Source organism: Pseudomonas cyclaminis (assembly GCF_015163715.1).
GTDB lineage: Bacteria > Pseudomonadota > Gammaproteobacteria > Pseudomonadales > Pseudomonadaceae > Aquipseudomonas > Aquipseudomonas cyclaminis.
Genome location: NZ_JADDUM010000037.1, coordinates 85711 through 98090, shown reverse-complemented (window position 1 = coordinate 98090; position 12380 = coordinate 85711). Strand labels below are relative to the sequence as shown.

The following is a 12380-nucleotide window of genomic DNA, read 5'->3' as shown; positions in this document are numbered from 1 at the left end:
TGTGTTGGCCGGACGCATACGATACCCCTGCCATAGCGAAAGTCCCAACGCACAGACTGCAATCGCCAAGCTCAATTTATCTATGTGCGACTTCTTCAATGCTCTTGCCTTACCTTTCGGGACTGTGCAGAGATAAAATTGCTAGCAGTAGCCTGCCCGTTGAGAGAACGTTCATGTCTGTTTTCTGCGCCTCTAGGGTTAGAGCTGAACGTCAATCCACGTAACGTCATCTTCAACAGCAATAAAGTCGCTATCTGGTGCTACCAGCAAGCTGCTTTGCTGCGATTCCGTTAACTCCGCCCAGAAGCCATCGGTTACGAACACCAGTCGTTCACCGACGGCCAATTGATGAAAAACAAAGTCAGGGTCCGGGGCACGATTAGCCTTCAAGCATCGGGTTATCCAGTTTCGAGCCGGATCTTGCGCCAGCTCACGGTGTGAGCGGTCGCGCCTCCAATTGGCCTTGCAGTGGGGCGGCGTAATCCACTCGATCGTGCCTGCCGGTGTCACCACTCCACACGAACAGTCACCCTCATACGCAAGCGTGAGCTTCCCATGAGCAACGACACCGACCAGGTAACACGTCGTCCCTGTCTGGTCCGCAAACAAAGTGGGGTGAAGCTCGTTCAGCACTGAACAAAGTACCTGCTCCACTGCACCATGCTCAGTAATATCGCCCCCCTGATCTAAGTGTTTCTGGTAGGCCGCTAAAACACCTTTTACGAAGTGTTCAGCCAGTTGGCCACTGCCGGTCTTCGACGTACCGTCCGTGATAACGAACAGCCCTCTTTCGCCATCGCAGAGAGCTCCAGCACGGTCATGATTGGCTTTCCTGGTACTTCCTATTACTGATCTGGTGTCGTATCTCATGCGTTGCCCAGGTCCTTCATGCGCATGTGGATGATTCGGCCTCTACCCGGATTAGCCTGCACCGAGCCCGAACTTTCAATCACGTAGTCGATACCACTGAGCGCCGTGAGGTCTCGAATTCCAGCAGTGATGAATTCCTTGAGCTCAGACTCTGCTTGACGAACTTCCTCCAAAAGCTCTGTACGACCATCAATCAAGATGATGATGTCTTCGACGTCCTTGTGGTAGGGGTCGCCCTCACCGCGGCCGCTAAAGGCCTCTAGTTTCGTCGCAAGAAAGTAGGTCGGTTTAAATATCTGGATTACGATACCGCTGGGCAACGTAAATTTATCAGCCCTCGCCAGCCCCTCCACGAACCAACGGTTGGCATATCCGAGAACAGCGGGGTCAGAAGGCATCACGTCGACGACGACGTCGTTGAAGCGGAAACGACAGTTGACCTCATCTTCACCTGTGATCTTGAAGTTCTTAGCCGCCAGGCGTTCTGTGAGGTGTTGCCAAGCGCTAATGCCTGCTAGCTCGATCACCAGGTCAACATCATCGGTGAAACGAATGTCGTCCAGCACAGCAGCATCAGTCACCAGCATGGCCGTGGTGCAACCACCGACAAAGGCAACCTCAGCGAGAAAAGCCTCCCCCAAGCCGTCTGCAACAAATTCTATGAGCTCATAGTTGTGATCAGCGTTTGATGACATGTTATTTCAGACCCATCCCTGCCTTTAGAATGTTAACTGCCACACCACACTCTCGCGGGCCGCCAAGACGGATCGCATCAGCAAGCGCAAGATAATGATAAAGAGTTCTGTCCTTCTTTACCGCTTCCGGCACCGTCTTGTAGAGCGGCTCTATCGCCTGACCACGCTCAGTTCCGAGGGCATCAGGCCAAACCGGAATCAGCCCGCCAGCGCTCTTGATGCTTTTGGAGAGCGCTGGCGCTGCGAAGCCCGTTGGAATACCGCGAACCATTGCGCCCGGCTTCACCGGGAAAAAGTATTTCAGAGCGTGCTCGGTGATTTTCAGCAGCTCTCGCCGATTAACTTTCGGAAGCCCGGTGTCGTAATCATTGGTGAGCATTCCAGACTCGCGACACCTAGCTATGGAGTTTGAAACCTCGCTTTTGCTTAGCCCAAGAGACGCGGACAGCGCACGCAACGAGTAGCCTTCACTCCAGCTCGCCAGCGGCGGAGAAGGTACGGGGTCCAACCAACCTTCCCACCCATCCTCGTCGCCCAAGGGCGAGTCGAACTCCTGGCGGTGGAATACAGTTTCTTCACCATCAGCGGGGTAGGTGACTAGCGGCTGCCCCACTCGCCCCCCTGCCGTCATTCGATGTATCTGCTGCGGCTTTAACAAACCCTCAACCGTGTTCGAATTCGACTCAGATTCCATCACCCCATAAAGATTTTCTTCTTGGGCGTGCAGACTGGCCATCTTGAACAGAAGCAAAATATCTTGACTCTTCATAAAGCCAAAAACCTCAAGTGTCCACATTCCATAAAACGTGGACACTTGTCTCATTGGAAATATTAAGCCGTCAAGACCTTTCGAGATTTAATCTGGGATTTCGCTATGAGCAGGAAAGAAGAGTCTCCTAGGCGACGCTGGCAAAAAGCAGTCTACGCGCGACTGGAAGGACTCATCAGTGCCTGCGCGATTTCCTTGAACTCAATTCAGCGGGCCAATCTCTGGCGTTTAACCCTCAACGCAAAGAGCAGCCCTAACCTACGTTGACCTCGACCAATCGCAAAGGGGATGACGGCACGTCCAGCATGTACTGCCTGGTCACCATCTCCGCCGTAAGCCCGGCAGCCGTCAGCACCCGCCTCCAAGTACTATAGTCCAGCAAATTGACCGCTCTCTGTACAAGCATGGGCGACTCCAGTGGGATCAACTCGTCAAACTCCTCATGCTTCGTGAAGCCCTTGCGATTGAGGTAGGTGAAGCCGGATTTAGCCTGCTCGGCTGTGAGCAGATCAAGGGTGTGAGCCCTAAAGATAAGCGCCTTGAAGCTTACCTTCCAACGAAGCTTCATATCCTTGAGCGCTGGCCAATTAAGGTACTTGCCTCGCATCGGAGGAAATTCTGATGCAAAGCTTACCCGGGGCATCAACAAGGCACTGGCAAACTGGTTAGCCTGATCCTCAGTGAGGCGGCAGCCGGTCTCAATACCTTGATGCATGACCAAATGGCCCATCTCATGAGCAAGGTCGAAACGTTGCCGGCATGGATTGACCTTGGCGGTGTTCCTGACGATCAACGGCCGTTTGTTGGATAACGAAAACGCATCGACCTTGTCATCGGCTTCCGCTAGGTTAACGACCAATACTCCAACCTTCTCTGCCAGCTTTGTCACGCTGGACAAGGGACCGACTCCCAGGCCCTGTTCACGTCGAAATTTTTCAGCTACCTGTTCGATTTTGCTGACACCGGATACCGGCTCTTCAAGCATGCTGAAACTCAGTGCAGGAAAAGCAACCTCCTTATCCAACTCGTCGATCAAAAGCTCAAACATCTCGACCTGAGCTGCAATGGTCTTTTTTAGCGTCTGCGAAGAAGATCGCACGCTTCGAAAATGGCATTGTTCCAACTCCACCGAACCGCGTCGTGGCGTAAAGAAAAAGCTCTCGCGCACGCCCAAGGCCTCAGATAGCTGGGCGAGTTGGGTGCTCGAAGGTATCGCATTAACTTCCAGCTTATGCGCGTATTGCCGAGTAACGCCCAGGAGTTCTCCGATATCAGCGAGCGAGCGCCCCGCCGCGCATCGCGCGAGGCGGAGTTTGTCGGGCGAAAATTCGTCGCCAAAAGGCAAAAAACCTGTTCTGTCATTCATTTATTGGATCAGCATCTCGTGATGCGTTCTGGTCGGCATCTTTGTCCCGACGAGCGACTAATGGTTCCTCGATCTCCACCTCTTGTGGAAGCTCGGTGGTACGAGGAGCAAACAGAGGCACGTAATCATGCACCCACTTACAGACGAGACTGCGGTTGGTATCGAACCCCAGAATCGAAGCCGTTAGCTTGGGTCCGTCGAAGTTGCCGTCGCTATCTACATACAAACGCCAGGTAATGTTTTTGTCGATCGCGGGGCCGAGTAGGCTAGCTTGGTAGAGTTCAACGCGATTGGACTGAAGTCGGTAGCCTTTCTTCCTGACCTCGGGATCGTCCATCACCACCTGCATGAGCACGCCGTTCACGCTAAGCGTGAAGTCCATGGTGCGATTGGTAAGCAACAGCCATGGAAGAGTTGGGTCGCGATGTAAACGTTTGAATCGACCATGGACGCGGCCATACGGGAGTGTTCCCATCGTCCAGTTGGTGTCATCTTCTGTAGAGGTGACCTCCAACGCACGGTAAGCCGCCTCCAGAACGTTATTGCAGACTAGCTCAATGTATTCCTGCTTCAGTTTCGGTTCTAGCTCACTCGGGTGCTGGATCGGGGGCATGTGGCCTCTCCATGAAATCGTGCAAAATATAGATACTGTCAACCAATATTTTTGTGCAGATAATAAGTTTTGTCAACCTACTGCTTTAATGAACGTCGATGTTAAAGAAGCTTTTGAGCCCTGCCGCAGGACTGCCATCACCCTGCTACCACATGGTCAATTGCTTAGCTACGATGGGTCTGCCCGGCAAGCGAACATGCAGCGCTTTGGGTAAGCCCACGCGGGTCGCAGATAAATAAAAAGCCAAGAAAGGATTCTAAGTTGAAACTTCAGCACGTCCGCATCTGCGGCTTCCAATCCTTCGGGGCAGAGCCGGTCACCATAGATCTCGAAAATCTCACATTCCTTATTGGCCCGAATGGCTCGGGGAAGACCGCGACACTACAGGCGCTCTGTCGGCTTTTTTCTTTCGATCCCAATCAACGGCGACTGCGTAAATCCGATTTCTCCGTCCCTCACGACGAGGAGCAGGCACCTGACGAAAGAACTCTGTGGATCGAGGCTGAGTTTACATTCCCAGAGTTGGATGACGACGCGGGTGAGCATCCGACCATCCCTTGTCACTTTGGGCACATGCGACTGGATGATCCAGACGGGGTGCCTCGCGTAAGGTATCGGCTAGATGCTTCGATCGGCGTTGATGATGAGATCGAGCAAAGTCTTCGCTACGTCCTGGATGTCGATGAAGAAGGTGATCCAGTCGATACCGTCCCTGTGCCTCGGGATGAGCGGAACTTTATCCAAGTGCACTACCTTCCGGCTCGTCGTGATCCGGCAGACCATATCGCGTATGGTGCGAACGCATTGCTTGGTCGCCTGCTGCGAGCGGTTAACTGGTCAGCTCAGCGCGATACTATTAAGCAGTTGACCACGGACATATCGGAAAGCCTAACCGACAACGAGTCGGTTCTGAATCTCAGTGCAGGGCTGTCCAAGACTTGGAAGGAGCTCCATAAAGGGCAGTTCTTCGCGAGCCCAAGTGTGACGTTCATTGCCAACGAAATTGAGTCACTGCTCCGACATCTGTCCGTATCTTTCTCACCAGGCCACGGTGAGCAGATGGTCGATTTTTCAAGGCTTAGCGATGGTCAGAAATCGATGCTGTATCTGTCATTGGTTTTGTCATCGCAGGCTATAGGACGAGCAGTGCTCAATGGCGATGATGAGTCCTTCGACTCAGATAAGCTGAGACCGGCGGTCTTCACGATTGTAGCCCTGGAGGAGCCCGAAAACAGCTTATCTCCCCACTATCTGGGTCGGATAGTTTCCTCGTTAAAAACATTAGTGGGCAGCCCAGGATTCGCTGACTCGCAAGCGTTGATTGCCACCCATGCCCCGTCGATGTTGCGACGTGTCGAGCCGTCTGCGATCAGGTACCTGCGGCTGGATGAAACGCGGAGCACGGTAGTGACCAAAATCAAAATGCCGCCCAACAAAAAAGGCGAGGCGTACAAGTTCGTAAGAGAGGCTATCCAGGCCTACCCTGAAGTGTACTTCTCACGCTTGGTGATATTAGGGGAAGGTGACAGCGAGGAGATCGTGCTGCCTCGCTTGCTCGCGGCAAAAGGGTTACTGGTAGATGAAGCAGCTATTTCGATTGCGCCGTTAGGCGGCCGTCATATCAACCACTTTTGGCGACTTCTCAGTGGCTTGGAAATCCCTTACGTTACTCTTCTTGATCTTGACGTGGCACGGTTTGGTGGAGGTTGGGGGAGGATCAAGTATGTCGCTACTGAGCTCAAGGAGCACCGGCCTAATGAGCTTTACTTGCCGGAGGATCAGTTGGCAACGCTACCAAAATGGAACAATGCCACTCATAAGATTCTGAAGGTAGAAAAAGACCCTAAATACAGATCTTACATTGGTGACCTTGAGCCGATGGGGGTGTTTTTTTCGGCACCAATGGACCTCGATTTTTCGATGCTCAAAGCTTTCCCTGAGGCTTACGGTTTGACGGCCGATAAGCGGCTCCCCCCGAAACTTGCCCAGGTCAAGTCCGTGCTGGGTGATAGCCATTTTGACGCCAAGCAGTACTCACTGACTGAGCGTAAGCACTTCATTGCGTATCACAAGCTTTTCAAACTCGATAGCAAACCCAAGTCGCATATTGAAGCGCTCTCGCAGCTGACCGATCAGCAGCTGAAGGAATCTATGCCTGCATCCTTGGAGCGCCTGGCAGATTTCGTAATAGCCAAAGTCGAGGCGCTCCAGGAATGATCCTGATCGAAGATTGGACGCCCTCTGAAGGCATAGTGCTTGAGCCAAATGCCGAAACTGCGGTGAGGGAGGTCAAGCGATGCGTTGCGCTCACTGCTGGCCCAGGCTCAGGAAAATCCGAGTTGCTTGCACAGCGGGCTGATTTTCTGCTGACGACGGGAATGTGCCGCTACCCGAAGAGAATTTTGGCCATCGCCTTCAAGGTCGACGCGAGCAACAACTTGAAAGAGCGAGTCTGGCGGCGATGTGGGGCTGGGTACGCCAATCGGTTCGATAGCTACACGTTTCACGGTTTCGCTAAACGGATCATTGAGCGCTTTCGACCGGTTCTCACTGGTGATGACGCGCTGGATGCCGGATTCCAAGTGGTGCCCAAAGGAAAGGCCCATCCTGTTCAGACCGAGTTCGGTCTTCTTATTCCACTGGCCATCAAGATCCTCGATGCTTATCCGATGGCTGTGAATGCCCTCAGGCAGACCTACAGTGACGTGTTTCTCGATGAGTTCCAGGACTGCACGGACGAGCAGTACGCATTGGTCAGCAAAATTTTCGTAGGCACAAAGCGTCGCATCACTGCCGTTGGTGATGTAAAGCAGAAAATTATGGGGTGGGCGGGTGCGCTTGACGGCGTTTTCGGCAAATTTGAAAGTGACTTCGCTGCAACTCATCTCAATATTTACCGCAATTTTCGTTCGCTGCCGCGGCTTCTACGGTTGCAAAACGAGATAGTCAAAGTCCTCGATCCAGGCTCTGAAATGCCAGAAAGCCTGCTTGAAGGAGAAGGCGGGGAAATCCATGCCCAAGCTTTCGACAACTGCACGGAAGAAGCCGATAGCCTGGCAGCACAAATCAACATCTGGATCAACGTGGAGGGCCTTGTTCCTTCTGAGATCGCGGTTCTCGTGAGAAGCCAACCTGAGGCCTATACCACCCGGTTGGCTGTGGCGCTCGACGCGATGGGCATATCACACCGTAATGAGAACCAGATACAGGACCTAGCCACCGAGCCTATGGCAATGGTGATTGTGGACTATTTGCTATGCCTTTACGGTTCGCGAGAGCCCCGGGCGTGGACGAGGTTAATGCGTCGGATCATTCCATCCGACGATGACGAGCAGGGCGGTGCCATGCGCACCGACTGGAACAGATTCATCAAAGAGGCTCGCAAGTCTGCTGCCGAGGATTTGGCAAAGAGATGCTATGCCCAGCGGTGGAGTCTTTTGAAGGAGTTCCTGTCGATGGTTGGGGTGAGTTTACTCACGGGCCTTTCCAACGACTACGAGTCGAGGGACCGACTGAAGGAAGTCATCCGAGATATTAAAAAGCATATTGATGCCACGTTAGAGCAGGAGCCTGACTTGGTTCAGGCCTTGTCCCAACTGTCAGATGATCAGTCGATCCGTATCCTCACGGTTCACAAGAGCAAGGGCCTGGAGTTTGACTCTGTGATCATGCTTGGTGTGGAAGACCAAGCCTATTGGGGCAATGACAGTCATGAGACCCGCTGTACGTTTTTCGTCGGAGTGTCACGAGCCAAAAGACGACTGGTGTTAACCACAGCTCAGACTAGGGATAACCTGAGCAACATTAGTAGTTGGCGTTTCAGGCGAAGCCCTCATGCTGAGTTTATAAATCATGTCTCGAAATGGCAGAATGACATTCTATAAAATCGGCCATTCTCGAGCATCGCGTTGTTACTCAGCTTTGAACGGACCCGAGCAGCCCTGCTACTCGGGTGTATCACATCAAGACTTAGTAATATCTCGTGCGCATCTGCCTTTTTCGTTGGTTTCTTCGATGAAAGTCACTTCAACATCCAAATACGTCTCATCAAGCATATTGCGAGGAGTTAATTCTTTGCGCGGAAAAAACAGACTCTCACCTTGTACGCTTCTAATAAAACCGTAGTTAACACCAGTAGCTGAGTGGACGACCTTATGAACTTTTCCAGAGTTTCGTACCCCGGCTGAAACTGGTGCTACTGGCGCAGCACGCTGTAAAAGATCGTTAGCCTTGAACAAATTTTGTGATGTACAGTTTTGTATATACATATCAAGACCGATTTGCAAGGCTTGCAGGGATTTAGCAGAGAATTTAGCAAATGTAGAATCTATCAATCCGAGAATTTCTATAGATATAGATGCATCATTAACTTGCACATAATAGGCCTCTGCATCCACTAGAGTCTGGCACAATCTTTTTACAGTGCCGTGGTCGAAATCGCCACTTTCAATTGCATGTGACAATATACTAACCCGCCTACAAATACTAAGTTTTGCTGCTGAGTAATCATTATCTCTAAAGGATTGAGATGTCATACGCCGATAACAGTTTGAAGCCTGATCATAAGTACTAATTCGAAACTTTCTATGCCGTGTATTTTGCTCAGGAATTAACTCTTCATACAACACAGCCGCCGACTTGTAATCTCCGCTCAATGTTAAAATCCATGCCTTGCAGGTGCGCAGCGCGATATCTTTACTGTCAACCTGCAATGCTCTGTCAATATGTGTTCGGGCGCGAGGAAAGTCTTCTTCGCTAATTAGAAACTGGGCATATGCGTAGCGCGCTATTGCTGAGTCCGGATTAAAGGCGATAGCTTTCTCAAGTTCCACTTCTGCTTTGTATGGCGATGAATCCTTGAGGATATATCCGTGAACCCTGTAGCACTCAGAGAACTCTGGCATTATATTTTTAGCTTGAAATATAAGCTCTTCGGCTTCCTTAAATTTCTGATTTTTTGCTTCCGACAATGCTTTTTTTAAATAGATGGCACAAATTTTTTCATCTCTTGTTGACCAGGAGATCGTATTCAAGTCGTAATTATAGTGATGCTGCATTATATTTGTCGAGTCAAGAATATTCTGCAGCTCCTTTCTTTTCGATTTAACCATTTGATATGTTTCTTCAGACACCGGCCGAATGCTACTCATGTACTCTTCAGCTACACCAGTCAAAGAATAGAGCCTACCTTCTCCATCTTTTGCATCTACACCGGACTCAAGCATACTTGAATTATGTAGTTGATGGAGTGCCTCTTCAATTTTAACCTCAGTCTCACCATCTAGAAAAAATCTGAGTTCTACTGCAGAAACAGGTTTTCGCAAGCACGCAATAATAGAAATTACTCGAGTCTCGACGCTCCCAAGCTTGTCGTAAAGATTCTCAAAGCAAAAGCGCAGCGCATCTTTAAAGCTCAGACCCTCCTTATTTATCAAGTCGGCTGGACTGCTCCCGGCCGCAACGGCTAAAACATACCACTTTATCAATAGCGGATTATTGTGGAGCCGTTTACATAAATGCTTTAGCTGCTCTGATTTTTTCTTTGAAATACTATCCAAATTCAACAGTCGCGACATATTTCGCATAAGATCAATTGACGGCTTATCATCCAGTTTGTCGAGCTTATATCTATATTCTATTTCCCCCAAACCTATGCGTGTAGTGATCAAAACTCTTGAATGGTGGGGGATATTCGCTAGAAAATCTCTAATCTCAGATGAACTGATTGTCTCTAAGTTATCAATACAAAGAAGGATTTTGAATTCCGACATGTATTCAGATATTTCATTTAGTGAGCTTGTTAGATCGCCGTGCTCACCCGGATCGCCCCCACCTAACACAGCAGAAATATTATGAAAAAGCCCTGAACTCGAACTGATCGCATTTTGAATCTGCTCTACACCACCAATAGTTAGCCGATTAGTCTTAAGTGTAACCCAAATAATAATATCATATAAAGAAGAGTCATTCTTTTCATCTTCACACAGCTCAAGAATATCATAGAGACATCTTTGCGCTAACGCAGTCTTACCAATTCCGCCCTCACCAACAATGGATATCACAGAAGTGTTTGAGCCAAGTAATTTATTTATCGATTTTCTGTCATTATCTCGCCCCATAAAACCTGTATCATCAAACTCGGGAAGAGGAAGGTTATTATATATAGCTTTTTTGCTGGGCTTCCAAAAATCGGGAATTGATAAAGAAAGTGCAAACGCAGGATTATTTAGATTCCTAATTGCTTCATTGATATTTTTCCAGTCAAGCCTATCTCCCGTATCGATCAGTTCTTGAGTAAAGTCAAGGAGGCTCACAAAGTCGGTAGGTTCAAGCGGCCTTGAATGACAAACTCTATTCCTACATTTAGATAGCTTTTCTAGCCCTGCAGTTATGTCCTTCAACTCGCTCTCAGAAAAAGCAGTTTGGGTTTTTGCGATTTTATTCAGAATTTTACTGAGATCATAAAAATCAATAAAGTCTAAGAGCTCAGACAAATCCGTCTCTTTGGAAAATACTTCTTTTTTATGGTCTAAATACCTTGCTTTAGCAGTTATGGCAACGTCTTCAGGCAGGACTTTCAAATAATCGTCATACGACTGAAGTGCCAACACATTTCTTAGGTCGGTTTCTATGGAAGAAATTAGTGAAAAACACGACATCCTTGTAGCATAGTTGCGTCCTGTCATGGCGCGTTCCTTTAGTCATTAAATTCTAAAAAATCACATCGTCGTTAAAATCACATACACTCTAATAAATTCCAATTAAAATCTAAAATTTTACAAAAATTTTGTTATGTACAAACACGCAGGCGCTTCAATTCGAGACAGAGCGTGTCGTATCTTAGCGTGTATCCAGTCCTATTAACCAAGTGATGCTCTGATTGGGATCGCTCGGATTCCTAGGCTCATGCGCGATGACCGCTGCTGGCCAAACCTGCTTAAACAGTCGATTGCCCCAAACGAACGGCATCATCCGTGAAAATACCTTTTCAGCATCCCATAATGTGCAATCCCTGCCGCAGCCTTAGGTCTAGATTTCAATTTCAGCCGAGCCCTTCTCAGTCACGACGGTCACGCCCGGCTTTTTCAACAGAATCGGCCGAATGCGTCTTTGCTGAGGGTTAACAGTAACTGTTCGCTTGGTACCTGCCGGATCGGGAAGGAACGGCTCGAACACTACCCAATTTCAAGCATCCACACATGACCAAGAGCTAGCTTTCGCCAAATGCGCTTTGAAGTCTCTTGGAATCGAGCACGAAACACACGCTGCAAAATCAGTACAACCACGGTACAGTAGTCAGCTTGAGTAGCCTTCACCAATTTACGCTCAACACCACGAACTACGGGCCTTCCAGCTATGCCAACCTACGTTCACCTACGAACGATTTCTCTAGGCATATCACCTCGCCCAGCAACTCATAATCCTTTGGTCCACGGTTCAAGTCCGTGTGGGCCCACCAACTCCAAAGCCGCGCATTGCGCGGCTTTCGCGTTTCTGGAGGCCTGGTATCGGTGTCGGGCCTGTCCACAAAACGTCCACCGTCTCACTTCGCAAACAACTGCCCAATATCCCTGAATGCCTTGAACTCCAGCGCATTGCCGCAAGGGTCAAACAGGAACAGCGTCGCCTGCTCCCCTACTTGTCCCTTGAATCGAATATGCGGTTCCAACACAAACGTCGTCCCCCGCGCCTGCAAGCGTTCCGCCAGTGCGTGCCAGTCCTCCCAGCCCAACACCACGCCGAAATGCGGCACGGGGACATCATGGCCGTCGACGGCGTTGGTGTGGGCAGCTTCCTGGGAGGCCGTTTTCGGGTGTTCGTGGATCACCAATTGGTGGCCGAAGAAGTTGAAGTCGACCCAGTGTTCGCTGGAGCGACCTTCCTCCAAACCGAAGACGTCACCATAGAAGTGGCGTGCAGCTGCGAGGTCGAATACCGGAATTGCCAGGTGGAAAGGCGCAAGTGTCATCAGGTCAAACCTCTAGGGGTATTAAGTGCTTGGAGTTTAGCCTTGCTCCAGCCGATGAAAAGACGATAGTTTTCGCGTCGAGCTCAAATTATTTCGAT

General features: G+C 49.9%; 9 protein-coding genes. 2 read left to right on the top strand and 7 right to left on the bottom strand.

What is annotated here, in order from left to right; all coding sequences use genetic code 11:
* Positions 1 to 198 precede the first annotated feature (198 nt).
* From IQK56_RS06615 to IQK56_RS06595, 5 genes are all read right to left on the bottom strand, one after another.
* Positions 199 to 870 (bottom strand): PP2C family protein-serine/threonine phosphatase, encoded by a 672-nt coding sequence (locus IQK56_RS06615; protein ID WP_193862901.1) that lies wholly within the window; start codon positions 868 to 870, stop codon positions 199 to 201.
* A complete protein-coding gene (locus IQK56_RS06610; protein ID WP_193862899.1) occupies positions 867 to 1565 on the bottom strand; it encodes a hypothetical protein in 699 nt (232 codons plus the stop codon). Before IQK56_RS06610 ends, IQK56_RS06615 begins: the two co-directional genes overlap by 4 nt.
* Position 1566: 1 nt before the next feature.
* The gene (locus IQK56_RS06605; RefSeq protein WP_193862903.1) at positions 1567 to 2361 is read right to left on the bottom strand and encodes a MarR family transcriptional regulator; all 795 of its coding nucleotides are present in this window, start codon (positions 2359 to 2361) and stop codon (positions 1567 to 1569) included.
* 226 nt (positions 2362 to 2587) lie between these two features.
* Positions 2588 to 3700 carry a helix-turn-helix domain-containing protein gene (locus IQK56_RS06600; RefSeq protein ID WP_193862897.1) on the bottom strand — a complete coding sequence of 371 codons (1113 nt, stop codon included), beginning with the start codon at positions 3698 to 3700 and terminating at the stop codon, positions 2588 to 2590.
* The gene (locus IQK56_RS06595; protein ID WP_193862895.1) at positions 3693 to 4313 is read right to left on the bottom strand and encodes a hypothetical protein; all 621 of its coding nucleotides are present in this window, start codon (positions 4311 to 4313) and stop codon (positions 3693 to 3695) included. Before IQK56_RS06595 ends, IQK56_RS06600 begins: the two co-directional genes overlap by 8 nt.
* A 261-nt stretch (positions 4314 to 4574) precedes the next feature.
* Between IQK56_RS06595 and IQK56_RS06590 the strand changes: the two genes are divergently transcribed.
* A complete protein-coding gene (locus IQK56_RS06590) occupies positions 4575 to 6530 on the top strand; it encodes an ATP-dependent nuclease (protein ID WP_193862893.1) in 1956 nt (651 codons plus the stop codon).
* Positions 6527 to 8197 (top strand): ATP-dependent helicase, encoded by a 1671-nt coding sequence (locus IQK56_RS06585; RefSeq protein ID WP_193862891.1) that lies wholly within the window; start codon positions 6527 to 6529, stop codon positions 8195 to 8197. Before IQK56_RS06590 ends, IQK56_RS06585 begins: the two co-directional genes overlap by 4 nt.
* A 78-nt stretch (positions 8198 to 8275) precedes the next feature.
* Here IQK56_RS06585 and IQK56_RS06580 read toward each other — a convergent pair whose 3' ends face one another.
* Positions 8276 to 10999 (bottom strand): tetratricopeptide repeat protein, encoded by a 2724-nt coding sequence (locus tag IQK56_RS06580; RefSeq protein ID WP_193862889.1) that lies wholly within the window; start codon positions 10997 to 10999, stop codon positions 8276 to 8278.
* 857 nt (positions 11000 to 11856) lie between these two features.
* Complete coding sequence (locus tag IQK56_RS06575) at positions 11857 to 12282, bottom strand: VOC family protein (RefSeq protein ID WP_193862887.1); 426 nt, start codon at positions 12280 to 12282, stop codon at positions 11857 to 11859.
* Positions 12283 to 12380 lie beyond the last annotated feature (98 nt).